Origin of the sequence: Clostridium sp. E02 (assembly GCF_003833015.1) — a bacterium.
Taxonomy (GTDB): Bacteria; Bacillota; Clostridia; order Lachnospirales; family Lachnospiraceae; genus Lacrimispora.
Genome location: NZ_RJLQ01000026.1, coordinates 1 through 25614 on the forward strand (window position 1 = coordinate 1; position 25614 = coordinate 25614).

A 25614-nucleotide genomic window follows, 5' to 3' on the forward strand; every position below is an offset into this window, starting at 1 on the left:
TGTTGGGCTCAGTAGATAAATGTTTGTGCGGCTGTGGATTTTTTTCAAAGAGCCTTTAGGCTCCAACGTCGGTAATAACCCCTTATAGGGGTAGAGCAAACCACCCGTTCAACGGGTGGTTATGATTCCCTTAACTGTAACTTGCTATAATGCCTGCAAAAATTGTCATGTAAGCAATGAATCCAAGTACAGTTGTAATTGCAGTATAAATAAGATTCGCTCTGCAGTAATTTTTACGGTTCTCATTCCCATTACCGAATCCCCAAACAAACATCATAATAAGATTCACACATGGGATGACCATAACGATAAGAGTTATGAGCCATTCTCCCATTGTCATAACCTGCTTGTTGGGGTCATTATAGCTCCCCTGAATGTTTACATCATTGTTATTTTCCATACTTTCCTCCTTGGTATACGAATTATATTTAAAGCAGAAATCATTATACCATAATTCGACAAAAAATGGTATATTATTTCAAGAATTAATCAAAATGGCGAAAAATTTGTAATAGACGAAAAAGAAGAGAACGTTTTTCAATTAGGTATGGTTCTCTGTATGGAAAATATAGTTTCATTCTCACAAAGTATACAAGCACGGAAATCCCAACTGTCACAAGTAGTAATATCATTGCTTTTTTCGGATCTCCCCGCTTAAAGTAACAAACTCGGATTTCATTCATAAGACAAAGCAAAAATAAAAGTGCCATGGGATTCATGTTTAAACTACCCACCAAATCTCCTTTGGTCAAAAGAATGATGGCTCTAGTACTTCCGCACGCCGGACACGGTATGCCTAACACTCCTTGGAAGGGACAGAGCCCACCAGTCATATCGATCATAGAGATGCCGTATAGAAGAAATAATACGATATAAAATATTATGATTCCTCCATATTTAAGTTTATTCTTTCTTTTCACATTGCCTCCTGGGGTATCTTACCTTTTATTCAAAAGGTTTTAATTCCGCCAAAGGCGGAGAATCCCGCAAGCGAGATTCTTTGTAAATACTTAAAGTTTTCCAAAAGCAAGAAACATAAAAAGGATTCCGCTGATCCATGACAAATCCCAGCCTTTTAATCTAGCCAGCCTGTGCCCCAGAAACAGTCCAATATACATAACTCCGATTCCTACCATCAAAGATATAAACGTCGTAATTGCCGGTGATATCTGCAAAAACCCCGACAAAGTACCAGCTACCAGACTGTCAAGTGACATGGCAAAAGAGAACATGACCGTCTCCTTCCATGACAATGTTTTGGAATGATCCCAATCTGCAGCTAGTGGATTGCCATATATATTGATGATTATACTTAACCCAGAAAAAGACAGGGTCAAATCTTTGTGAACATTTACATGACTATTAATGTACTTTTTTATTGTGTAATCCATAAGTTTAATGATACCTAGGAAGAATAGGCAGAAAAAGGCAGTACCTTTCGCAAGATTTTCAGGTATCAACCCATTCAACAGGCTCCCAAAAATCAATGCAGTGCCAAGACAACTGCTACAAATACCATTAATCGCAATTACCTTTCGCCAAGATATATGCAACCTGTCTGCCCCATATGCGATACTGGCTACAAACGTATCCATGCTAAGCGCCAGTACCAGAATGAAAATATCACGCATGCCTCATCAAACTACCTTTTTTAGTTTAATATATTCCTATCCTTCTGGATTTGCACCTTTTTCTTACTACTTGATTTGTTTAAATTCCGATCTGCCCTTCATTATATCAAATAAATCAAAACACTACAACCAGTATTACCCGTTTGCATATGGGACAAATCACCCCCCATTCTTCTTTAATTCTGCTCTCAACCGCTCCAAAGCCTTTTTTTCCAGACGTGACACGTAAGATCTGGAAATCCCCATTAAGTCAGCAATTTCTCTTTGCGTATATTCCTTGCCGCAACATAAACCATAACGCATTCCGATGATGGTTTTTTCATTCTCTTTTAGACAGGAATCAAATGCTTGATATAGTTCTTTTATATCCTGTTTTAAAATGATTGTTTCCAGCGTTTCCTTATTTTCCATTTCAATAACATCCACAAGACTGACTGTCTCTCCATCCTTGTCTACACCAATGGGTTCAAATAAGGAAACTTCTTTCGAATATTTTTTATTGGCACGAAGAAGCATTAGGATCTCATTTGCTATCCTCACCCTGCGGCTCAAAGGGTTCTTGTTTCGATCCAAATAAATGCAAATGGATGGTTTCACCATCCCATACAACTTTTTCCACCAATATTCCAATGGCTGTCCGCTTTTGATATACATTCATCTGTTCCATTGTTCCTTCAAAGGATGAAAAGGATTTTGCCAACAGATCAAATTCCAATTTCTTTAACGTATTGGTTACTGTTGATTTTTTAATGCATTCCAACTGTGCAATTTTTTCTTCTTTGTACTGATGCAGCGTATCAATTCTGTTTACAATATAAACTTCTGCTTTTGTCCCTCCTGCTTTTGAAAGAGATGCCACAAGAGACTCAATTTCGGATTCCGTTTTTTCCAATTCCTCTTCTATCTGTCCGATTGCAGTTTCATTGTCTCGTTTTTCAAGGAATAGTGATTTTTCACCCTGTACCAGTCTTTTTTCAAATTCACTCCCGTCTTCTCTTAATTTTTTAATTTCTCTCCATACCATCTCATCCATACAATTTCCGTTTGCATTCTTCATGCTGCAACATTTCATCCGGCTTTTTTCTTTCATGGAACATAGATAAGAATAAATTTGTTCTCCATTCTCATTTATACGACCCGATACCTTAGGACGCATATAGGATCCACAGTCTGCACAAAATAAAAGCCCGGAAAGAAGGGCAATGTTACTCCTTGGCTTTCGGTAGTTTTTAGATTTATTTCGTTCCAGCAGTCGTTGCACCGATACCCATACGGAGCCTGAGATGATCCCTTCGTGCTTTCCAACGGATACAATCCATTCTTCCATCTCTTTCATCTCATGGGTTTTCCCTTGCTTTTGAAGGGTTCGGTTATAAGCCATAATCCCATGAATGCCATCAAAATCTTTTTTCTCTGCAAATAGATCCACCTTTTTCTCAATCAAATAGTCATATGCGTCCATATCTGCGATCGAGTAAACTGGATTAGCCAGAATTCCTTTGATTGCAAATCGACTAAACAAGTGTCCCTTTCTAGTCTTATAACCGTTCTGTATTAAGAAAGTTTCAGTCTTTGTCAGAGACCCTGTATCAAGAAACAGATCAAATATTTTACGAACCAGTTTTTCCTCCTCTGGAATTCGTTCTAATTGACATGCTTTCTTTTGCTTCCCCTCTATCGTTACTGATGTTACACTGATTGACTGATATCCGGTGGGGGTATTTCCTCCTAGCCATCTCCCTGTTTTCGATAATTCATGCATATTATCCCTGATTCTTTCTGCAATCGTCTCTCGCTCTAACTGGGAAAAAACAGAAGCTATATACATCATAGCCCTGCCCATTGGTGAAGAAGTGTCAAACTGTTCCTTAATCGAAATAAATGAAATTTCAAGTTCATTCAGCTGTTCGATCAGATTGGCAAAATCTCCGATATTCCTGCTGATCCGGTCAAGACGGTAGCAGACAATCGCGGAAAACTCCCTTTTCTTTGCCTCCTGCATCATAAGCTTAAATTGAGGGCGTTCTAAATTCCCACCTGAAAAGCCTTCATCTTCAAAGATACAAGCACTCTTTCCATTCATTTCTCCATAATGACTGATTATGTACTGTCTGCATAATTCAATCTGATTGTCAATGCTTTCACCCTTTCCAGTGAATCTAGATTTTCTAGAGTAAATGGCAAACGGTTTTTTCATGATTTCCAAAACTTTTTCCCCCTTTATCTAACAATACAAAGTCCTGAAACATACGGGACACGCCAGATGTCATATATTATAAAAACAGCACTTCTCAAAGGCAGTTTCTATGAAAATAACCGTATATCACCCTCAGACAAAAGAAGATAAAAAAGAATTAGGCATAAAAGCCGCCGTTATATACAACCAGACTCTATTTCAATTTTTAAAAGAATTATCCTGTCCCGCTGATCAAAAACAAGCTCTTATCAATGCAATTCATTCGAATCATCAATCACAGCAGTCAAACTGATCCACTCACACATTGACTACTGATCTATCCCATATCCTATCATAGGCATTTCCTGAATTGGTTCCTCCCTCATATAACCTACAATCGGCAAAACATTAAGAACCATAGCGCCCGGATGACAAGCTGCAAACTCCGTGGTTAAATCTTTTCCCGCTGTTAGCCCCCAAAAGTGACTTCCTCCTGACCACAGACGGTTGTTGGACACATTATATACCACACCATTTACTGCCACATAGGCTGGATTTCCATCTTTTCCATTATACTGTGCCAGCTCTGTCAAGGTAAAATATCTGGGAGGTTCCTCTTCTTCCGAAGGCTCCTCTTCCGGGGTTTCTGTGTCTCCATTCAACTGATTGACATTCATATCATATGACTCTGTTTCGTTGATGGTCTGTTGCTGATTGAACTGTGCAAAGTATTGAAGATGATTCTGGAGCATGATAACTTCACTGCTTAAATGATCCAAAACATCACTATTATTGTATTGGTTCGAATGTAGTTTTTCCACATCGGAATTAATTTTCTTTAGACTATTGCCAAGATATGTCACAAACAAATTTAAATCCATTTCGGCCCCCTGTTATTTTAATAGAATCAACTGCTTATCCTTCCTGTTTCTTTATATATATGATAAGGTCCCGTTAATATTCGCAGTCTATCAATGAAACATCCAAAATTACTAAATAAAAAGCCGCTATGATAGGATATCATTTTCCACACATTTCGCCGCATAAGTGGCAAGTCTTGAACCTCTGTCCATATGAAACGTGTTAACTGCCTTAATCAGGCCAATCGTTCCCACCGAAAGAAGATCTTCCATATCATAATCTGTATTCTGATATTTCTTTGCCACATGCGCCACAAGGCGCATATTCCGCTCAATGAGTGTGGCTCTCGCCTCCTGATCCCCTTCCTGGTATCGTTCCAAACACTCTCGTTCCTCTCGCGCATTTAAAGGTTTGGGAAACGTTTTCAAAGAAAGCCACCTTTATCTTACTTACTCTTATTTTATGCCGGCCTTTCTACGAAAGTGCTTTTACAAAAAATATAAGCAGGTACTATTTTAATCGTATAAAAATAGTGCAAGTCTACATAATTATATTACGTAAACTTACACTACAATAAAATAAGCAATTCATCTTTTTTAATGATGGAACAGTCTTACACCTGTAAATGCCATCGCCATTCCATACTGGTCGCAGGTCTCTATCACCTGATCATCTCGAACAGATCCACCTGGCTGTGTGATATACTCAACTCCACTTTTGAACGCACGGTCAATGTTATCACCAAATGGGAAAAACGCATCCGAACCCAAAGACACCCCTTTTAACTGATTCAGCCACTCTCTTTTTTCCTCTGTCGTGAATAAAGCTGGTTTTTCTTTAAATATAGATTCCCACTTTCCATCCGCCAAAACATCCATCGAATCTTCTCCAATGTAAACATCAATGGCATTGTCCCGATCCGCTCGTCGAATATTAGAAAGGAACGGCAATTCTAGAACCTTTGGTGCCTGGCGAAGAAACCAGTTATCTGCCTTATTGCCTGCTAACCTGGTGCAGTGGACACGAGATTGCTGTCCAGCTCCGATTCCGATCGCCTGTCCTCCCTTTGCATAACAGACAGAATTTGATTGGGTATATTTTAACGCAATCAAAGATAGGATCAAATCTATTTTAGCAGAATCTGGTATAACTTGATTCTTTGTAACGATTTTTTTTAACACTTCTTTATCAATCTTTATTTCGTTTCTTCCTTGTTCAAAGGTAATCCCAAACACCTGTTTCTTCTCTAGGGAATCTGGGATATAATTTTTATCAATACGAATGACATTATAATTGCCATTTTTCTTTGATTTTAAAATCTCAAGTGCCTCCGGCTCATATCCAGGAGCGATCACACCATCAGAGACTTCTCTTTTAATCATCCTTGCAGTATCTGCATCACATGGATCTGACAAAGCAATAAAATCTCCAAAGGAAGACATTCGATCCGCACCTCTGGCTCTTGCGTACGCACATGCCAATGGAGACAGCTCTCCCATATCATCAACCCAGTATATTTTTTTCAGTGTCTCATCAAGAGGAATCCCAACTGCCACACCAGCAGGAGAAACGTGTTTAAAAGACGCAGCTGCAGGTAATCCAGTTGCTTCTTTTAATTCCTTCACTAGCTGCCATCCATTAAATGCATCTAGAAAATTAATATATCCTGGTCTACCACATAACACTTCAATCGGAAGAGCCATCCCATTCTCCATAAAGATTTTTGAAGGCTTCTGGTTAGGATTACAACCATATTTTAATTCTAACTCATTCATCGTCCGTACCCCTATTTCATATTCTTATTGATGATTCGAGTTTCAAAATCACCAGTCTCAATCTCAATGTATCGTACAAAAAGTGAAATTTTGTTTTCTTCATTTAAATTATCCCATAAGATAGAAGTGAAATCATCGATTCCATCGACCGTTTCCACTCGTTTGGGTTCTCCTTCAAAACTAGGCAGAGGATTCCCATCCTGTTTATAGGTGTGAAGAAAATGAGCTTGACCAGCCACCGGATTCTCATAGGCGAATGTAAAACGGTTGCAAGATTCTGGATTGCCATTGCAGCTTTTTAGGATAGACATGGCATAATTAAATCCATCTGGCTTCACATGGAGGATCCCTGAAATACGAGGGGTATAATTGGGACTGTCTGGTTCGAATTCCCTGCACCGAAGTGACTGTTCAAATGTTAATTGATGATCCATCCCTTGAAAAATGGTTTCCGTCTGATCTCCGTTGGTAATAATAATTTTATTGCCCATAACCCGTACTGGAGTATAAATAATCAAACTTGGATCCGTCAATTTAGAAGGATCATATGCCTGTGTACGAATTCCATCCCCTTCCTCAACAAAGATACGATTTCGGCTGTTTTCGCTTCTTCCCATGATAAAATAAGCGGTTACTGCTTTAGTTCCATCTGGAGTTTTTCCTAAAATGATTCCTCTTCCCGGATAGGAATTATTCTTTAAATCTTCTTTTAAAGAAATTACTTGCATCAGTCTCAATCCTCCTCTTATAAAATATAAAAAACCGCCTAGACATCCCATACGGTGCCCAGGCGGTCGGCTATAAATTGTATCGTGCTCCCCGTGGTTTACATTCCACTTATCCGCCAGTTGCACGTACCTTGTCTATCATCATATTATATTCCATATAAAAATGCAAGCACTTTTTCCAATCCGCTATTCGTTTCGAATCGCAGCTAGAGGACTCAGCTTCATTGCCCTTAACGCTGGGAAAAAGCCTGCGGACATCCCAACAAAAACAGCAAAAGCAACGGAAGTAAACGTCAGCCACAAGGGAATTCTTGATAGGTTTCCCGGCATATCTGGCATAAATCGTCCCGAGACAAATTTATTAATGATAAACGAAACTGCGTAGCTGAATATAATCCCGCTAACTCCTCCTAAAAAGCCAATAAAACCAGATTCTAAAAGAAACATATTGCGGATATTTATAATATCACATCCTAGAACTTTCAATATTCCTATTTCCTTCGTCCGTTCATATATGGACATCATCATGGTATTGGCTATACCGATTGCAGCAACAAAGAGAGAGACAGCTCCAATTCCCCCTAACAGTGCCTGGACCATCTTCGCCTGTTTTTGGGATTGTTTTAGCCAATCCATATTGCTTTCCGCTTGATATCCCATATCTGATATCGCTTTTTGTATTTGGGCTACATTTGCCATATCATCTACCTCAACCACTGCCTGATTGTAGATAAAGTAGTTAAAAGGTTTCCCCTTTTTATTCGTGGGTTGATTTGGGATCGGTTTTTTCTTAAAGATCTGTTTCAGTTGAGATTTTAATGTTTCCAGATCTACATAAATACTATAACTGTAATTGTTATAATCTTGTATCTCTCCTTCCACAAGACCTGCCGTAGGAATCAAATACTTCTTAGGGGGTTTCATCTTCGTACCGTCTTCCGAAGAGCCACCACTTTGTGCCTGATAATAGGCATCTGTATCAAAGATAACAAACATGGGACGATTCATAAAATCAATATCAGGGACATCGGAAGGATCTCTACGATTCCTTCCTCTGCCTTTGGGATTATTAAACTGCCTTGCCACCATATTACCGACAATCATTTGTAGTCCTCTTTCCCTAGGATCTGGCAGGTGTCCTGCTTTTAGAGTAATGTTTTCCATATATTCTGGTTTTACTCCGATTAAACTGATATTTGCCTCATAAGCACCCTGCTTCATTAACACATTCGTCTCCAAAAGGGGGGAAGCCACAGTAACATGATCCAGTTGTTCGAACTTTTTAATTACATCATCCGTTATATAGTTTGAATCACTACTGCTGTCACCCTCGTCATATCGGGATGCCTGATATACATTAATTTCTGTCAAACTTCCATAAGAAGCAATTTGTTCCATCGTTAATTCATTAAAACCGATCCCCAGTGACAGCATAACAACGATAGAAGCTGTGCCGATCACAACTCCCAAAACGGTTAAAAATGTCCTCAGTTTTCTTCGTCTTAAATTATTGATACTCATGGAAAGCAAATCACTAAATTTCATCGTCTATTTCCTCTTCCAGTTCTTGTTTTTTCTTTTTGCGTTTCTTTCGGATTAGAATAATTACTATCGTTCCCACAACCAAAATTCCAATTACAGAAGGAACAATAATTTTAATTCCCTTCGAACTTTCTACAGGTACTGCATCTGGTGATAAATCCATATCGCCCATATCAGTCATATCTTCTGCATCCGTTACCATAACGGAGATTTCTTTTTGAATCGGGTCGCTGACCACCCCGTTCTCATCTTCATAGGTAATTAAGGCAAGTATTTTTCCATCATCCGCGGTTGGATTTGCTCCAGTAACCATTGCATCCACATTTGCAGTTTCTCCAGGCTTAATATTCCCAACATAAGTATCGATTGGCTGAATGGAATCTGCTTTAAATGATACCGTTACATTATATAGAAGCACCTTTCCTGTATTGTTAATAGGAAACATAATATTGGTTTCTGTTCCAACCGGTATGGATTCTGGCATCACGTCAATGTTTCCAGTATTTAAACGTGGTAACTGCTTGATCGGTATATTTACCGTCACCTTTTCTTCTGCGTTTTTAAATTCGGGACTATCGTATTTCTCATTTATAGTCAAACCATATGTTTTCTGATCCACACTTGCTCCTGAACGAAGTTTTACCCTTACCTCTTTGCCCTGTCCTGCCCCTAAGGAATTCAATACAATAGAAGAAGATCCCGAATCCATAGTAAAAATAATATTATCTGATACTTTTTCAGATTCTAAGTTTAAAAGAATATTACTTGCCTCAACGTTTTGAGACGCATTCTTCATATGAAGAATCAATTCAAACTCCTCCCCAGCATAAACAGTTTCAGGAATGGTTTGAAAACTATCAACAATAATCCTTGCCTTCGTTCTATCATTGGCGTTAAAATCACCGTTCTTTTCTTCTTTGTCTTTGTTCTTTACCTTGACGTAAAAGACTTTATCTACCTTTTGGATGTCTCCATCTGAACTATCCCGATACTCAATGCTATAAGTAATGGGGTAGTATCCACTGTATACATCTTCCTGGATCATCATGCTGTAAGGAACCGATATTGTTTCCCCACCACCGATCCTATCATAATGTCTGACATAGTTCCCGTCATTGATATCAAAAGGAAATTTCGTTTGATCCTCACTAAGTCCCATACGAATATTCACATCAAATGCCGTAATGTCAGAAGTATTCTGAACATTCATATCATAATTCATCACATTAGGATAGGTACCAAAAGGAGTGTTCTGACCTTTTCCAAGTTCAAATTGAATGGTTCCTTCTGATTTATCATCTTTTTTTGTCTCTGTAGATTTTGTAATCCAAATGTTTACTTTTTCATTTGGATATTCTTTATCTCTGGTTTTTACAACCAGTGGTACCGTATAATACCCTTCTGCAATATCCCTACGGACTCTTGCAGTTAATGAAAAACTTTTTGAACTACCGGCCTTTACTGTCCCTAAAACTTTTTTATCAAACGTAGTTGATGTGATTTCAAATGGAAAGATATCACCTGTGTACTTGATATCTTCGTCTTCATCTTCTTTCGCTTCATACTCTGACTTAGCCGTATAATCATTAAATCCGATGGATACCCCTTTCATATCTTTATCTTCTGTATTAAGAAATTCCATTCTAATTGTGACCTTTTCCCCTGTCTTGCCTGAAGGGGTTTTCTTCACATCTATAAATTGGTTTGCCCCCAGATCATACTGTGCAAGCGCCGTTATGGGAACCGAGGATAATACCATTAGTACAGCAAGCAGCCACACGATCCCCTTCCTTATCTCATTCATCAACCGTTTCCTCCTTCGTATCATCATGATGCTTCTCTTCAATCTTAAAAATCTTTCCATCGACGATATGGAATTGTCTGTCTGCAAACTGGGCTATATAATTATCATGAGTAACCATGATTAGTGTCTGGTTTTGCTCTTTTACGATCCTCTGCATCAATCCAAGGATTTCTTTTGTCGTCTTGGAATCTAGATTCCCGGTCGGTTCATCCGCAAAAATAATCTTTGGATCAACCGCTAATGCTCTTGCAATTCCGATTCGTTGCTGCTGCCCCCCTGACATCTCATATGCCATATGCTTCATCTGTTTTTCCAGTCCTACCAGCTTTATGTACTTCTTTGCCTTCTCAATTCTAACCTTCTTAGATATGCCCCGGAAGGACAGCGGAAGTGCCACATTCTCCACCGCATTCATAGTTTGCAGCAAATTGTAAGACTGAAAGATAAATCCAACATGTTTCTTACGAAATGATACCAATTTACCTTCCGATAGTTTCTCAATGTGATTTCCGGCAATTACAATCTGCCCTCTAGACGGCTTCTCAAGACCTGCCATCATATTAAGAAGGGTCGATTTTCCAGATCCAGATGGTCCAACAATCGCACAGAACTCACCTTTATATATGGTAAAGTCCAGACCATTTAATGCATTAACCTTTGTATTCCCGACTTTATACACTTTATAAAGATTCTTAACCTGAATAATCGGTTTTTTATCTTCTGCCAAAGCAGTCTCCTCCTATTTTCAAGATTCACACACATTATACCGCAGATGTATAAAATCAATCTTACTCTATTTCCTTAAATATCCTTACATATTCCTTAAAAGAAAAAAATGTCATTAAAAAATATTATATCATATTTTTAAAATAAGTGTGGTAATTTTAAGAGGTATGCCTTATAATAGGATAGATTTAAACCATAATAGTTGACAAAGGAGATTCTTATGAGACATTTACTTAACCCCTTAGACTTTAGTGTGGAAGAAACTGGACAACTCTTAGATCTAGCAAGAGACATTGAAATTAACCTTCCTAAATATTCTCAAGTGTGCAATGGGAAAAAATTAGCCACATTATTCTATGAGCCAAGTACAAGAACTCGATTGAGTTTTGAATCTGCCATGTTAAATTTGGGAGGTAGTGTACTGGGCTTTTCTTCTGCCGATTCAAGCTCCGCTTCAAAAGGAGAAAGCGTAGCAGATACCATTCGAGTCATCTCCTGTTATGCAGACATTTGTGCCATGCGTCACCCCAAAGAGGGGGCACCTCTAGTCGCCTCTAAATTTTCCAATATTCCCGTGATCAATGCCGGCGACGGAGGGCATCAACACCCAACCCAAACCTTAACTGATCTACTTTCCATTCAATCTTTAAAAGGCCGTATCAATGATCTAACCATTGGTCTTTGCGGTGATTTAAAATTCGGTCGTACGGTTCACTCTCTGATCAATGCTCTTGTCCGATATCCCAATATCCGTTTTGTCTTAATCTCCCCTCCCGAACTAAGAATTCCTGAATATATACGAGAAGATGTATTAACAGCAAATCATATCGATTTTGTAGAGATGGATAACCTTGATGAAGCAATGCCTTCTCTTGATATCCTTTATATGACTCGAGTGCAGAAAGAACGGTTCTTTAACGAAGAAGATTACATCCGTTTAAAAGACTGTTATATTCTGGATAAAAAGAAAATGAAACTCGCCAAAGAGGACATGTATGTCCTTCATCCACTTCCCCGTGTTAATGAAATCTCTGTGGAAATAGATGAGGATCCAAGAGCCGCTTATTTTAAGCAGGCACAGTACGGTGTCTACGTGCGTATGGCTCTTATTATGACTTTACTGGAGGTAGAAAAACCATGCTAAACATCAGCGGCTTAAAAGAAGGAATTGTATTGGATCATATCGAAGCAGGAAAGAGCTTAGATATATACTATAACCTGGGATTGGATCAACTGGATTGTCAGATAGCTATTATAAAGAATGCAAAAAGCAGTAAAATGGGGAAAAAGGACATTATTAAAATTGAAGGTGGGCTCAACCGCATTGACCTAGATATACTAGGGTTTATTGACCACACAATAACCGTTAATATTATCCGGGACAATGCAATTATTGAAAAGAAAGCACTCAGCCTTCCAAGAAAAATCACCAATGTGATTCGCTGTAAAAATCCACGGTGCATCACCTCCATTGAGCAGGGGCTTCCACATATCTTTCAACTATCGGATGAAGAGAATGAAATTTATCGCTGTATGTACTGCGAAGAAAAATACAGCAGATAACAAAAAGAACTGGGCATCCACTGATTTAGATCAGCTAATGCCCAGCTCTTTTTTACTTTTTTTATGCCTGTTCTACATAATCATCTACCATTTCAAACAATTCTTTCTCTTTTTCTTTCTCTTCTTCTTTTTCCTCTACATCCTGTCCAGCATTCTTAATATAAGGTCCAAAAAGATTACCTAAACTTCTTCTTTGTAATTCTACCATAATGTTCCCTCCTTTTCTTACGTCAGGGTGTCTATCCTCATTCACTTGACGTACCACATCAATGATGGTACCATCACGACTTTCAATGATTCCTACCACCCGTTCTCCAAATTTCACTTTTTCAGGTTCTCCTGAAATTGAGTAAGCAATATCTCTCAATTCCTCTATCGTTTTAAAAGGCAGTTCCACATCTTTCATTTGCTCGATGAGATCCGTTCTTCTGGGATTGATTGCGATTCCATAATCAGTTACCACTACATCAATACTTTCACCTGGAGTAGTAACTGTAGTTACTTCACTGCAGACTGCCGGTGTTCTTCCCTGTAACAGAGGAACAATTACAATGCTGCATTTCGCACCTGCCGCCGTATCCGGATGCCCCCCCTGTGCCCCAGTTATCATACCACTAGAGTCTACCACTACATTACAGTTAAAATTAACGTCTACCTCCAAAGAAGCAAGGATTACAAAATCTAATTTATTTACCACAGCACCTTTGTTAAAGGGATTCGCATATTCTCCTGCTGATATTCGAAAATGCTTCAATTCTTTGACCGATTCAACAGCCGATAAGTCAAAATCCTGAGTATCTAGAAGATAATCCACCTGATCATTAACCAGCAAATCACACATCGGTTTCGTTAATCCACCCACTCCAAATCCCATGCGAATGTTTCTTTCTTTCATTATTTTAGACAAATAAATAGTAGAAGCTATGGAAGCACCACCCACTCCTGTTTGATAAGAAAATCCATCTTTAAAATAAGAGGTGTTCACTACAAACTGAGTACAGTAATCCGCCATCATTCGTTTTCTCATATCTGTCGTCGGTTTGGCTGCTCCTGTTGCAATTTTATCAGAATTACCAATTTCATCAACAACTACTACATAATCAACCTTAGTCATGCTGATATGGGCAGGAAAATTAGGAAAGGGTACAAGTGTGTCCGTAATCGCAACCACTTGATCGGCATAATCGGCATCGGCAATAGCATATGAAAGTACACCACAGTCATTCTTGCCGCCAATACCGCGACAATTTCCATAGTCATCGCAAGTCGGAGTTCCAATAAATGCAATATCAATTTTCACTTCTCCTGATTCGATGGCTCTAACACGTCCTCCATGAGAACGCATCACAGCAAGACCCTTTAGCTTCCCTTTGGAAATGGCTTCTCCTATCTTCCCTCTTACTCCAGAAGACTGTATACCGGTTATGACCCCTTCTTCTATGTACGATACAATCGGATCATGAGCCTTTCCCAAAGAACTGGCACAGATGGTAATATCTTTTATTCCCATCTTATAAATCTCTTCCATCACCATATTGATGATATAGTCGCCTTCCCGAAAATGATGATGAAAGCCAAGGGTCATTCCATCCTTAATCTCACATCGAACCAAAACATCGTGAATGGATTTTACTAATTTACTTCCTGAATTGTTGATCACACATTTTGTCTGTGCCCCATGCTTTTTATAGACAGATCCATCTTTATAGTGAACGCCCTGAAATACTTCTTTTCCAGTGGATGTAAGGATTTTTTGCGGAATTTCTCTTCCAACTGCATTTACCATATTATAAATCCCCCTTATATACACCAGAGGCTTTTGCAAGTAAAATGGTGCGCTTTGCTCCATCGTAGAATGCAATGTCAATCATCTTCCCATCTACGGTAAACACTCCGATGCCTTTTTCTTTTTTATCTTCAATTTCTCTTACGTCAAATCCCATCAGATGTACGGTTTCTACATCTTTTTGGAATCCCTCCATATCATCTAAGTTAGTATATACCGTATCAAAGCATTGTACCTTTGCCGCTCTCGCTGCTATCAGCATATGTTGTCTGGCCCCCATTAGTTCAAGGCCTGTTCCTGTGATATGTGTCTGTAGATCCTTGGTATAATCCCCACCAGAAAGTGCCACTCCAATCATACGTTCCGAAGATTCACAGATGTCCAGTGCTTTCATTACTCCTTTTGCAGATTCCAAGGCAGCCATAACAAGAATTGATCCTTTGAGACGGTTATACTCAATCTCCGCTTCCTCAATCGCTTGTACCACTATTTTAACCTGCTCTGCAGATTCTGTCTTCGGAATGCGGATGGTATCACAGCCGCCCGCTACTGACGCGCGGATGTCCTCCTTCCATAAGTCCGTATCCAAACCATTGATACGAACCACCCGTTCCACTCCACGATAATCAATTTCCTTATTTCGTATTTCTATTGTAGTTAATCAAACATCCTGCTTTTACAATCTCACGTTCTTTATCTGTCATATCTTCAATGTAAAGGTTGATTTTCTCATAGGCTCCATTTTTAATCACGTAAGCATCTATATTTTTCAAATCTCCATCTAGTGCTGTTCTAATGTTAGGTACAAAGATATAGTCGCCTACAGAAAAGTTTGGTTCCTCTTCCATCTGAAACGGAATCATACCCCAGTTCATCACATTGGAACGGTAACGTTTGGTCGCATACTCTCTAGTAATATTCGCTAGACCACCAATGACTCTCTGGCAACTTGCTGCCTGTTCCCTTGCGGAACCGTCTCCTGGTTTCACTGCATAAATAATACTTCCAATTTCAGTTGCATCATCTTTTATATCGGCATAGCCAGGAAGTGTATGTATGGTATCAAAGATTTCTTTTAATCCTGGTTCTACCGTATAAATATTTTCTCCTGTAATTCTTGCTTTTTCCAGTTTTGCCACTTCTTTTGATTTGTCAACATAGGAAGGATCTCTTCTTGAAAGCGTAAATTCAGCCAATCCAAGTGGATTGGAACGATAAGATGATGTCTCGCCAGAAGGAATCAGTTCATCCGTGGTGGTCACTTCATCCATAATCTTAGAACATACTTTTAACACAATGTGATCCGTTAACGCGCTAAGCTCTGGCCAATCCTTAATATTAGGGCCATAGGCCAATTCTTTTTCTGTTTCGGCTTTCTCAAATCCGTAGTAAACTCGTCTGTCATAAACCGTTTTGTCAAAATTATATTCTGGAATCTGGCCCCAGCAATCATATTCCGCAGCTGACGTTAATATCCCCCCATTTGCTGCAGTTGCTGCAATCGAACGAGCATCCATTAAGGCAACTGCTGACATCTGCCCTTCTCCTGGTTTTGAGCCTTCTCGATTGGGGAAGTTTCTTGTCGTATGACGAATACTTAAGCCATTGTTACAAGGAGTATCTCCCGCTCCAAAACATGGACCACAGAAAGCCGTACGGATGATTGCTCCTGTTTCCATCAAGCTTTCGATCATTCCCTTTCTTACCAGATCCATATAGACTGGCTGAGAAGATGGATAAACAGCAAGAGAAAAAGCTCCGTTGCCGCAAGACTTATTTTTTAATGCGTTGGCAGCTTCAACCACATTGGTATAATTACCACCTGCACATCCTGCAATGATTCCCTGCTGAATCTTTAATTTGCCATTCTCAATTTTATCCGTAAGCGTTAAAGAAGCACGTCCATCACTTATGCGAGTTCCTTCTTTTTCTACTTCTCTCAAAATATCAGAAAGGTTTTCATTCAACTGATCAATTTCATAGGTATTGCTGGGATGAAATGGAAGCGCAATCATAGGTTTTACTGTACTTAAATCTACGTAAATGCAGCCATTGTAATAAGCCGTATTATCTGGGTTTAATTCTTTATAATCCTGACCTCTTCCGTGTAAAGAAAGGAATTGTCTGGTATCCTCATCGGTCTTCCAAATGGAACTTAAGCAAGTTGTTTCTGTCGTCATGACATCGATTCCATTTCTGTAATCCGTTGTCATAGAAGAGATACCCGGTCCCACGAATTCCATTACCTTATTCTTAACATACCCTTTTTTAAAGACCTCACCAATAATTGCAAGGGCAATATCTTGAGGGCCAACTCCTGGCTGAGGTTTTCCAGTTAAATAAACGGCTACTACATCTGGAAAAGTAACATCGTAGGTACTACATAGAAGCTGCTTTACAAGTTCACCACCACCTTCTCCAATCGCCATAGTACCAAGAGCACCATAACGTGTATGGGAATCCGAACCTAATATCATCTTTCCACAACCTGCATACATTTCTCTCATATACTGATGAATGACTGCAATATGAGGAGGTACATAGATTCCACCATATTTTTTTGCAGCAGAAAGACCAAACATATGATCATCTTCATTGATGGTTCCTCCTACCGCACAAAGAGTATTGTGACAGTTGGTTAAAACATAAGGAATAGGGAAACGTTCCATTCCTGATGCCTTTGCAGTTTGTACAATTCCTACAAAGGTAATATCATGGGAAGTCATCGCATCAAACTTTAATCTTAAATTGATCATATCCTCTGAAGTGTTATGATCCTTTAACACGGAATAAGCGATTGTACCTTTTTTCGCTTCTTCTTTTGTTTTTACTTCTAAACGAGATTGTTTCCCATACTCATGTTCCGATACCACTTCGGTTCCATTCACGAGATAAACTCCGCCCTCATACAGCTTGACCATTCGAATATCCTCCTTATAACTTTCATCTTGTCATACTCTTACTATAAAACGGTTTAGCAATATAGGCAAATACTATATATATTATAACACTCATAGGTTTTTCCTATTTAATGCTATCTTTTTTTCTGGATCTTTGTTATACTGATTTCATCATTTTTAGCATTTAGAGAAAGGAGTTATTATGACAAGTCGAGAGCTCTTATACGTGAAAACGGTAACGGAAGAAAAAAGCATATCCAAAGCCGCAAAAAAGCTTTTTATCGCGCAACCTTCCCTCAGTCAATCCTTGCAACGGATCGAGGAATCCCTGGCAACCAAACTATTTAACCGAACCTCAGCGGGACTAACCCTGACGTTTGCCGGAGAACGCTACTACCAGACTGCATGTAAAATCCTAAAAATTTTTGAGGATTTTGAAGATGAGATCAGTGATATTAATAATCTTAAAACTGGAAGAATCCAAATGGGAATCACCAATCATTTAAGCACTATCATACTTCCTGAAATTATGCCGGAATTCAAAGCCCGTTGTCCCCATATTGAACTCCATATCTGTGAAGAAACAACCGCTAATTTAGAATCCCAACTTTTAGCTGGAAAACTTGATTTTGCCATTCTCCACGCCCCAAAAGAGGATCCAAACCCACTCCTTGTAAATGAATTCTTGGCAAAGGACCCGTTTATCGCTGCTTTAAGCACCGAACACCCTTTACTGGAACGTGCCATAAAAAAAGAAGGATATCCTCATCCTGTACTGGAATTAAAATTATTAAAAAACGAACCGTTTATTATGGTTCATAAACAGCAGAGAATCCGTCATGTATCCGATTATATCTTAAGCAAAGCCGGTATTAGGCGCCCTAATATCGTTTTAACTCTAAAAAATTACGAAACTGCTTTGGGAATGGCAGGTCAGGGAATCGGCGTGACTCTCCTTCCAGATGATTACGCCAGAATCACCCATTTAACAACACCTCCCGTCCTCTTATCCATTGATGAAGAATACAGCCCAAACTGGGATTTGTGTATTACTACATTAAACGGAGGTTTTCTTTCCCGTGCAGACCGGTATCTGATTTCATTGGTAAGAAAATATTTTTAAGCATTAAATGAGATTTATTTTTGCTCTTTGTATCTTTCCTTAATCATGCTGCCAAGTGCAAACGCAGCTCTTGATTGATATTCCGAAGCAGAATATGCCAGGGCAAGCTGTAAGTATACTCCCTCTCTCCCCACAGATATTGCAACCGTATCATTGTAGCAAACCACACAAGACCGATACGAAAATGCAAGTCCAAGCCCTGCCCTGGCCATTTCAACAGAAAAATCAGCTGTTATATTATTGTTGTCTGATTGGACTTTTAAATGTTCCTTTTCAAACATCTGGCGACTGATACTTCCAAGCATAGTATTATAGTCACTTAAAATAAAAGGAAACTGTGCCGCATCTTTTAGTTCCATGTATCTCTTTCCCGTTCTCTGATCCAGATGGACAAATTCCATCGCCGGGTGAGAACTGTTGCATACCATTAAGATCTCATCCTTGTAGAATGGATCAACTTTTCCCTTTAACTGCACCGGGAGGGCGACTACTGCCAAATCCACTTTCCCTGCCGTTAGCTCCTCTACTAACTTCATGCTGTTTGCTTCCACAATATCTATTTTGATCTTAGGATATCTTTTATAAAAATCTGCCAATATAGGGGGGATCATATATCTTCCACGATAGGAACTGATTCCGAATTCAATCCGTCCCCCTTCCAGATTGGCACTGTCCCAGAGTTCATTTTCTGCCCTTCTATATTGAAGTAGGATCTGTTTTGCATTCTCTACAAATACGGCTCCACCCGTGGTTGGACGAATCCCTTTTGTGGTTCTGATAAACAGTGGAGTTCCCAATTCCTTTTCGTATTGCTGTAAAAATTGACTTAAGCTTGATTGCGCCATAAACAAACGATCTGCAGCTCTTGAAATACTTCCTTCTTCTGCTAATGCTACAATGTATCTTAGTTCTTTTAACTCCATCAAAACCTCCATATCGGTTTTTCCGATAATTGATATAGATTATTTTGCATTGCTCCGATAACTCTTTCATTATAAAATCTAATTGCGAATCAAGCAACAAAATACATAAAAAATAATCACCTATTTTTGCCAAGTAATACATAATTCCCATAACAAATAGATGATCCAATTATTTTATCTATAAATATGTTGCCTGATTAAAGAAAGGAGAAGTGATATGAGTAAAGTTTCATTAAAAGGCATTATTGATATGCATGTCCATTCAAATCCGGACATCCGTCAACGTGCTTACAACGATTTTGAGTTGATGGAAGCTGCCATTCGGGTTCAAGCCAGAGCAATTGTTCTTAAGACTCATCAAGGCACTACCATGGACAGAGCTTTTTTATGCAATCTGCATAATCAGCTTATGCATCATGGTGACAATGATTTTACTATGTTTGGAAGCGTTACATTAAATAAGCAAGTGGGTGGAATCAATCCCTACGCTGTGGAAAGTGGTTTGAAACTTGGTGCTAAAGTAATCTGGCTCCCTACCCAATCTGCAAGAAACCACAAAGAAAAATTGAACCAGTCTACAAATGACTGTGTTGAGGTAATCAATGACAATCAAATCGCACCTGAGTTAAAGGATGTCTTTCGGTTAATCAAAGACCACAATGCGGTCCTTGGTACCGGCCATATCTCTCCTTTGGAGTGCCTTCGGGTAACGGAGGCCGCCAGAGATGCTGGTGTCAAAAAAATTGTAATAACCCATCCAGAATGGTGGCTTGTTGGAATGAGTCTTGATGATCAGGTTCGCCTGGTAAAGGACTATGATGTTATTTTAGAACACTGCTTTGCCCAACCGTTAGGCGGAGGAAAGTATAAGAGTAATCTAGCAATGAATCTAGAAGCCATTCAAACATGCGGATACAAAAATGTAATGGTGAGTACAGATGGTGGTCAAGTAGAAAATCCCAACTGGGAAATTGCCATGGAAGAATATATGCAATACTTGGTTGACAACGGAATTACACAGAAAGAATTGTACCATATGACACACGGCATTCAGGACGAACTGTTAGATTTGTCACACTAGACTAACTATATAAGAGGGGTTTATACTATGATAAACATATTAATCGTAGCAGCCATTGCAATATCCATTATCATTGGGTATCGGACGAAAATCAATACTGGGTTTTTCGCTATTATATTTTCCTATATTTTAGGTTGTTTTGTATTAGGATTAAAACCGAAACAAGTTATCGGAGGCTGGCCAATCGGTACCATGTTCGTAATTTTTTCTGTCTCCCTGTTTTATAACTTTGCACTTGTTAATGGTACATTGGAAAAAACAGCCAGAAATTTGCTATATGCATGCCGCCATTATCCTGCCCTCCTCCCATTTGCACTTTATTTTGCTAGTGCAGGAATAGCCGCACTGGGAGCTGGTTTTTTTACCGTCATGGCATTTATGGCGCCGATCGCATTATTAATTTGTGAAGAAGCGAATATGGATAAAATGATTGGAGCCACTGCCGTTAACTGCGGTGCTTTATCTGGTGCTAATTTTATGACAAGCGGCAGTGGAATCGTGTTCCGGGGACTAATGACTGAAAATGGCTATGCCGAATCTTCCTTCCATTATACGACTGTCATTTTCTTGGGAAGTGTTATTTTTTCCCTGCTTCTGATTACAGGATTTCGTTATCTTACCCGGCACAAGAAGCAGACAAACACTATGGTTTATGAAAAGCCAGAGGCATATACGCCAACACAACGTTTAAATTTGTCACTGATTTTACTTATGATCTTAGTGGTACTAATTTTCCCTGTGCTTCACATTTTTTTACCTGGATCTTCTACAATTAGTTATATCAACAGCAAAATGGATGTTGGACTTGTTTCTATTGGTTTTTCTGCAATCGCTTTGCTGTTAAATTTGGCACCTCAAAGTGAAGTCATTAAAAAAGTGCCTTGGAACACGATTATTATGATTTGTGGTGTTGGAATGCTGATCCATGTTGCCATTGAAGCCGGCACGCTTCAGTTACTTGCTTCCTGGGTTGGATCCAGTCTTCCTAATTGGATGATCCCCATTGCATTTAGTATCGTAGGAGCTATAATGAGTTTCTTTTCCAGTACTTTAGGAGTTGTTTGTCCGGCACTATTCCCTCTGGTACCAGATTTGGCTGCAACTACAGGAATGAATCCATTAATTATTTTCTGCTGTATCATCATTGGAGCCCAGAGTTCTGCCATTTCTCCATTCTCCTCTGGAGGTAGTCTCGTGCTTGGATCTTGTACATCAGAAGAAGAAAGAAATCACATGTTTCCACGTTTGCTATTCATAGCAGTTCCAATTAGCGTACTATCAGCATGTGTTTTTAATCTGATTCTCGCTGCAATCCTCTAAGTTAAAACTAGATACAATATTGGATAACAAAGTAGAGTCTGCTCTTTCATAAGAACAGACTCTACTTTTATACCATATTAAATTATAATTTCTCATAAGTTTTGAGCAAGACGATAAGCCGGGTTATGTCATTGAATGGTCATCTATCTAGGCCTGCCGTCGCCAGCAGGCTCAAGCGACCTACCCGGAAGCAGACGGGCCGCCTTATGCTTCCTGTTCGGTCTTGCTTCGGATGGGGTTTACATGGACCCCTCCTGTTACCAGAAGAGCGGTGGTCTCTTACACCACCTTTCCACCCTTACCGCATATGCGGCGGTTTATTTCTGTTGCACTATCCCTAGAGTCGCCTCCGCCAGACGTTATCTGGCATCCTGCCCTTTGAAGCCCGGACTTTCCTCACCTGCAGCCTTTCGGCTTAGCAGCTGCGACCATTTGTCTTACTCAAAACTACAATATTCTATCATAAACCAATCCATTTGTAAAGGAAATCATACTTTAAAACAACTATTTCCTGTAAATTCTCGTACAATTGAATTCTTTGGAATATTTTCACTAGGAACTCCCAAAAAATAATCCAGAAATTTCAGCAGCCGTTTGGCTTCCATATATTCTGGGGATTCCCTAGGAATCCCAAACAGCAACGGTTCCGCATACTGTTTGAGTACAGCGAGTTCATAAACAGTAGCAGAATTAAACATCATGTCAGCCGATTCCTGGAATGGGAATATATAAGATTCTTCACCCTTTCTAACGGTAGGCCACATGTTTATAGTTGTCTGGGCAGACGCTCCCCTGGTTCTTGCATCCCGCACCATACGGCGAATCAACCGGCAGTCTGTTGTGGGGATCCGGTTATGTTCATCAATGTTTAACTGGGTTAATGCACTTACATAAATACGGAATTTACTGTCTTTTGGAAGAGAATAGGATAGTTTGTCATTCAAACAGTGAATCCCTTCAATGACCAAAATATCATCGTCACCCAATTGTAAATAATCTCCCCGGTATTCCCTCTCCCCTGTTTTAAATTGATATTTAGGCATCTCAACTACTTTTCCAGCCAGAAGGTCTGTCATATCCTGATTGAATTGTTTCATATCCAGACATTCCAATGCCTCATAATTATAACTGCCATCTGCATTTCTCGGACTGTCTACCCGGTTGACAAAGTAATCATCAACCGCAATCGGATGAGGAATCATTCCCTGAGCCTTTAACTGAATTGACAACCGATGAGAAAATGTAGTCTTACCCGATGAGGAAGGACCGGCAATCATGACGAACTTCTTGCTTCTGTCCCTTCCGATTCGTGCTGCTATCTCTGCTATTTTCTTTTCCTGCAGTGCTTCTTGAATCAGAATCAGTTCATTGATCCTCCCAGCAGATATTTCCTCATTCAGTGCGCCAACGTGAGATACATTCAGACGTTCTCCCCATTTTACACTTTCTTTCAAAACTTGAAACAACTTCTGCTTCTGATCCGCTTGAAATGGTGGAATTTCTTTTGGGTTTCCTTTTTGGGGAAGCATAAGCATAAATCCATCATCAAATGAAATCAGGTCAAAATACTTAATATACCCTGTATTCTGAACCATATATCCGTAATAATAATCCTCAAATCCACCTATACTATATAGATTCACACGAGAAACTCTACGATAACGAAACAGCCGCTCTTTATCAAACATCTTATGCTTATGAAATAATTCTATGGCATCATCCGTATTGACACTCCGCTTCATAATCGGGATTTTCTGATTCACATATTCTTGCATCCGAGCTTTCACTCTGGTTAACAACTCTTGTGTCAAATCCATGGTCCCATGGGGTTCAATATAAAATCCTTTCCCAAGTGTAAAGTGAACCGTAACTTTTTCAATATTTTCCGTACCAACCACATCATAAAACGCCTTCATCATAAGAAAAATTGCACTTCTATGGTACGTCTGAATTCCTGGTTTATCTTTTCCTGTAAAAAAACGAAGACCGCAGTCAAATTGAACCGATTTATGAAGTTCTCTTAATTTACCATTGACACTGACTAGCAAAATATCATTCTCATATTGCTCTTGATGCTCCCTCGCAATTTCCTGATAGGTGGTGCCTATGGGATATTCTTTTTCCAATCCATTGATTGTTACAATTGCCATTAAATCCCTCCTTTAAACCAAAGTTACAGGGAACCTCACATCTACTTTGCAGATTTCAAGTTTCTCCCCTGTTTCTTTCTTTATATACTTCTCCATATAATCCAGGAACAAATATTCCAAACCATAATGCCCTGCATCCATTATAGTCATTCCATTGGCCGCCGCATCGATTCCATTGTGGTAGCCAATATCCCCCGTAATCAGAACCTGAATTCCGGCTTTCAGCCCAGGTTTTATGACGCTGGAACCAGAACCAGGGCTAATTCCAATCCACTGAACTGGCTTATCCTGTACTTCCTCACCATAAATGAATAAAAAAGGAAGTTGAAATGCATCTTTTACCCGCTTTCCAAGCTCTCTTACCGTCATCGGGTGATCTAAGCTGCCCGCCATCCCAATTCCATAGGGAATCTCTGCTTCTCCCTCTTCATTCTTGATCAAAACCATGCCTTGGGGATCTAAAACCTTTAATTCACTTAGACCCAACTTTGCTGCCGCTGTAGCGGCCATACCTCCTGGTGCCGCATCAAAATTAGTATGCATTGCATAGTAGGAGATATCATTTTGAATCAACTTCATCAGTCTTCTCGTAATAAAGTCCGTGTCATTGATTTTTTTTAAAGCAGTAAAGATCAGTGGGTGATGAGTCAAAAGCATATCAGCCCCCCACTTAATTGCATGATCAATTGCAATGTCATCGGCATCCAATGCGATCAAGACCTTTTTTATTTTCTTCTCACTTCTACCAGCTAGCAGACCAATATTATCCCATTCGCATGCGCAGTCCGGTGGTGCTAGTTTTTCCAATATTTCAATGAGTTCTCTGCATTGCATCTTGTGCCTCCCTGATCCATTCCAGTTCCATGTTCAGTTCTATTATTCTCTGCTTCGCTGATTCTGTATTCCCAGAATGAAGGTCCTTTAAGATTCTCTCAATTTGTTCTTTTTCCTTTTCCAGATACTCCGTTAAAAGCGGATCTCCATTTTTTAATAAATGAACACCATATCGGTAATGGAAATCTGGCAGCTCTTTCTCTTCCTTCTTTTCGATTCTTCCAACTCTCATAACAAGATAGTATTTTCCATCTTCTTTCATCATACATTCCTGTTCCATAAAAAATGACTCTTGATGAAGGAATTTACGAACTTTATAAACATCGGACTGAGGAGAAAGAACCCAGGATGAAATAGAATCCCATAAATGACGACCCTCTTCTAATATATGTATCATCAGCTCACCGCCCATACCTGCAATTACCACACAGTCAGCCTCACCTTTTTCTAATTTTAAAAGTCCGTCACTTAAACGGACTTCAATCCTATCTTCTAAACCAGCCTCTTTAATATGAGTCTGGGCCCTAAAAAGCGGGCCCTTCCTCACATCCATAGCAATGGCGTGTTTTACCTTATTTTCCTGCACCAGATAAATTGGTATATAGCCATGATCAGTCCCAATATCAGCTACAGTGCTTCCTTCTGGTACAAAGGAGGCAATTGTCTCCAAACGTTTTGATAATTTCATTCT

23 protein-coding genes, 1 other RNA gene, 2 pseudogenes and 1 riboswitch are annotated in these 25614 nt (G+C 39.4%); of the genes and pseudogenes, 6 read left to right on the top strand and 20 right to left on the bottom strand.

Features of this window, described 5'->3' with window-relative positions; all coding sequences use genetic code 11:
- Positions 1 to 130: 130 nt before the first annotated feature.
- From EFT72_RS16750 to EFT72_RS16775, 5 genes and pseudogenes are all read right to left on the bottom strand, one after another.
- Positions 131 to 400 carry a hypothetical protein gene (locus EFT72_RS16750; protein ID WP_124068064.1) on the bottom strand — a complete coding sequence of 90 codons (270 nt, stop codon included), beginning with the start codon at positions 398 to 400 and terminating at the stop codon, positions 131 to 133.
- A gap of 85 nt (positions 401 to 485) precedes the next feature.
- On the bottom strand, positions 486 to 920 hold the full coding sequence (locus EFT72_RS16755; protein ID WP_124068065.1) for a DUF2752 domain-containing protein: 435 nt from the start codon (positions 918 to 920) through the stop codon (positions 486 to 488).
- A 90-nt stretch (positions 921 to 1010) separates the two neighbouring features.
- The gene (locus tag EFT72_RS16765; protein ID WP_124068066.1) at positions 1011 to 1631 is read right to left on the bottom strand and encodes a manganese efflux pump; all 621 of its coding nucleotides are present in this window, start codon (positions 1629 to 1631) and stop codon (positions 1011 to 1013) included.
- A gap of 159 nt (positions 1632 to 1790) precedes the next feature.
- Positions 1791 to 2159: pseudogene (locus tag EFT72_RS16770) on the bottom strand (sigma-70 family RNA polymerase sigma factor); the annotation flags it as partial.
- Positions 2155 to 3828 carry a recombinase family protein gene (locus EFT72_RS16775; protein ID WP_243110050.1) on the bottom strand — a complete coding sequence of 558 codons (1674 nt, stop codon included), beginning with the start codon at positions 3826 to 3828 and terminating at the stop codon, positions 2155 to 2157. The pseudogene EFT72_RS16770 and the gene EFT72_RS16775, both read right to left, overlap by 5 nt.
- Before the next feature lie 109 nt (positions 3829 to 3937).
- On the opposite strand from EFT72_RS16775, the gene EFT72_RS16780 reads away from it, so the two are divergent.
- Positions 3938 to 4120 carry a hypothetical protein gene (locus EFT72_RS16780; protein WP_124068068.1) on the top strand — a complete coding sequence of 61 codons (183 nt, stop codon included), beginning with the start codon at positions 3938 to 3940 and terminating at the stop codon, positions 4118 to 4120.
- Positions 4121 to 4136: 16 nt separating this feature from the next.
- Here EFT72_RS16780 and EFT72_RS16785 read toward each other — a convergent pair whose 3' ends face one another.
- From EFT72_RS16785 to EFT72_RS16815, 7 genes and pseudogenes are all read right to left on the bottom strand, one after another.
- Positions 4137 to 4688, bottom strand: coding sequence for a cytochrome b5 domain-containing protein (locus tag EFT72_RS16785; protein ID WP_243110048.1), 552 nt, complete (start codon positions 4686 to 4688; stop codon positions 4137 to 4139).
- A 132-nt stretch (positions 4689 to 4820) separates the two neighbouring features.
- Positions 4821 to 5096, bottom strand: a pseudogene (locus tag EFT72_RS16790) (sigma-70 family RNA polymerase sigma factor); the annotation flags it as partial.
- A 168-nt stretch (positions 5097 to 5264) separates the two neighbouring features.
- Complete coding sequence (locus EFT72_RS16795; protein WP_124068069.1) at positions 5265 to 6443, bottom strand: phosphoribosylaminoimidazolecarboxamide formyltransferase; 1179 nt, start codon at positions 6441 to 6443, stop codon at positions 5265 to 5267.
- 11 nt (positions 6444 to 6454) lie between these two features.
- On the bottom strand, positions 6455 to 7171 hold the full coding sequence (locus EFT72_RS16800; RefSeq protein WP_124068070.1) for an IMP cyclohydrolase: 717 nt from the start codon (positions 7169 to 7171) through the stop codon (positions 6455 to 6457).
- Positions 7172 to 7220: 49 nt separating this feature from the next.
- A riboswitch (ZMP/ZTP riboswitch) is annotated at positions 7221 to 7305 on the bottom strand.
- 52 nt (positions 7306 to 7357) lie between these two features.
- Positions 7358 to 8716 carry an FtsX-like permease family protein gene (locus EFT72_RS16805; RefSeq protein WP_124068071.1) on the bottom strand — a complete coding sequence of 453 codons (1359 nt, stop codon included), beginning with the start codon at positions 8714 to 8716 and terminating at the stop codon, positions 7358 to 7360.
- Positions 8706 to 10517, bottom strand: coding sequence for a hypothetical protein (locus EFT72_RS16810; RefSeq protein WP_124068072.1), 1812 nt, complete (start codon positions 10515 to 10517; stop codon positions 8706 to 8708). The genes EFT72_RS16805 and EFT72_RS16810 overlap by 11 nt, the downstream gene beginning before the upstream one ends.
- Entirely contained in the window at positions 10510 to 11244 is a 735-nt protein-coding gene (locus EFT72_RS16815) for an ABC transporter ATP-binding protein (RefSeq protein WP_124068073.1), read from the bottom strand. The genes EFT72_RS16810 and EFT72_RS16815 overlap by 8 nt, the downstream gene beginning before the upstream one ends.
- Before the next feature lie 219 nt (positions 11245 to 11463).
- Between EFT72_RS16815 and pyrB the strand changes: the two genes are divergently transcribed.
- The gene (gene pyrB / locus EFT72_RS16820) at positions 11464 to 12387 is read left to right on the top strand and encodes an aspartate carbamoyltransferase (RefSeq protein WP_124068074.1); all 924 of its coding nucleotides are present in this window, start codon (positions 11464 to 11466) and stop codon (positions 12385 to 12387) included.
- Positions 12381 to 12806: an aspartate carbamoyltransferase regulatory subunit gene (locus EFT72_RS16825; protein WP_124068075.1), complete on the top strand. Its 426-nt coding sequence runs from the start codon at positions 12381 to 12383 to the stop codon at positions 12804 to 12806. Before pyrB ends, EFT72_RS16825 begins: the two co-directional genes overlap by 7 nt.
- 61 nt (positions 12807 to 12867) lie before the next feature.
- On the opposite strand, the gene citF is transcribed toward EFT72_RS16825, so the two are convergent.
- The 3 genes from citF to EFT72_RS16840 are packed head-to-tail and all read right to left on the bottom strand — an operon-like array spanning position 12868 to position 17513.
- The gene (gene citF, locus EFT72_RS16830; RefSeq protein ID WP_243110049.1) at positions 12868 to 14592 is read right to left on the bottom strand and encodes a citrate lyase subunit alpha; all 1725 of its coding nucleotides are present in this window, start codon (positions 14590 to 14592) and stop codon (positions 12868 to 12870) included.
- A 1-nt stretch (position 14593) separates the two neighbouring features.
- Positions 14594 to 15244: an aldolase/citrate lyase family protein gene (locus tag EFT72_RS16835; RefSeq protein ID WP_124068076.1), complete on the bottom strand. Its 651-nt coding sequence runs from the start codon at positions 15242 to 15244 to the stop codon at positions 14594 to 14596.
- The gene (locus EFT72_RS16840; protein WP_124068077.1) at positions 15228 to 17513 is read right to left on the bottom strand and encodes a hydratase; all 2286 of its coding nucleotides are present in this window, start codon (positions 17511 to 17513) and stop codon (positions 15228 to 15230) included. Before EFT72_RS16840 ends, EFT72_RS16835 begins: the two co-directional genes overlap by 17 nt.
- Positions 17514 to 17694: 181 nt before the next feature.
- On the opposite strand from EFT72_RS16840, the gene EFT72_RS16845 reads away from it, so the two are divergent.
- Positions 17695 to 18615 (top strand): LysR family transcriptional regulator, encoded by a 921-nt coding sequence (locus EFT72_RS16845; protein WP_124068078.1) that lies wholly within the window; start codon positions 17695 to 17697, stop codon positions 18613 to 18615.
- A gap of 14 nt (positions 18616 to 18629) precedes the next feature.
- Here EFT72_RS16845 and EFT72_RS16850 read toward each other — a convergent pair whose 3' ends face one another.
- On the bottom strand, positions 18630 to 19538 hold the full coding sequence (locus tag EFT72_RS16850) for a LysR family transcriptional regulator (RefSeq protein WP_164473204.1): 909 nt from the start codon (positions 19536 to 19538) through the stop codon (positions 18630 to 18632).
- 217 nt (positions 19539 to 19755) lie between these two features.
- Between EFT72_RS16850 and EFT72_RS16855 the strand changes: the two genes are divergently transcribed.
- Positions 19756 to 20619 carry a DUF6282 family protein gene (locus EFT72_RS16855; RefSeq protein WP_124068080.1) on the top strand — a complete coding sequence of 288 codons (864 nt, stop codon included), beginning with the start codon at positions 19756 to 19758 and terminating at the stop codon, positions 20617 to 20619.
- Positions 20620 to 20646: 27 nt separating this feature from the next.
- On the top strand, positions 20647 to 21939 hold the full coding sequence (locus EFT72_RS16860) for an SLC13 family permease (RefSeq protein ID WP_124068081.1): 1293 nt from the start codon (positions 20647 to 20649) through the stop codon (positions 21937 to 21939).
- A gap of 98 nt (positions 21940 to 22037) precedes the next feature.
- Here EFT72_RS16860 and rnpB read toward each other — a convergent pair.
- The 4 genes from rnpB to EFT72_RS16880 all read right to left on the bottom strand — a co-directional run bounded on the left by rnpB (position 22038) and on the right by EFT72_RS16880 (position 25611).
- An RNA gene (gene rnpB, locus EFT72_RS16865) (RNase P RNA component class A) lies at positions 22038 to 22383 on the bottom strand.
- 44 nt (positions 22384 to 22427) lie between these two features.
- On the bottom strand, positions 22428 to 24089 hold the full coding sequence (locus EFT72_RS16870; RefSeq protein ID WP_124068082.1) for a nucleoside kinase: 1662 nt from the start codon (positions 24087 to 24089) through the stop codon (positions 22428 to 22430).
- A 12-nt stretch (positions 24090 to 24101) separates the two neighbouring features.
- Positions 24102 to 24923: a Nif3-like dinuclear metal center hexameric protein gene (locus tag EFT72_RS16875; protein ID WP_124068083.1), complete on the bottom strand. Its 822-nt coding sequence runs from the start codon at positions 24921 to 24923 to the stop codon at positions 24102 to 24104.
- Positions 24901 to 25611 carry a class I SAM-dependent methyltransferase gene (locus EFT72_RS16880; RefSeq protein ID WP_124068084.1) on the bottom strand — a complete coding sequence of 237 codons (711 nt, stop codon included), beginning with the start codon at positions 25609 to 25611 and terminating at the stop codon, positions 24901 to 24903. The genes EFT72_RS16875 and EFT72_RS16880 overlap by 23 nt, the downstream gene beginning before the upstream one ends.
- Between the last annotated feature and the right edge of the window lie 3 nt (positions 25612 to 25614).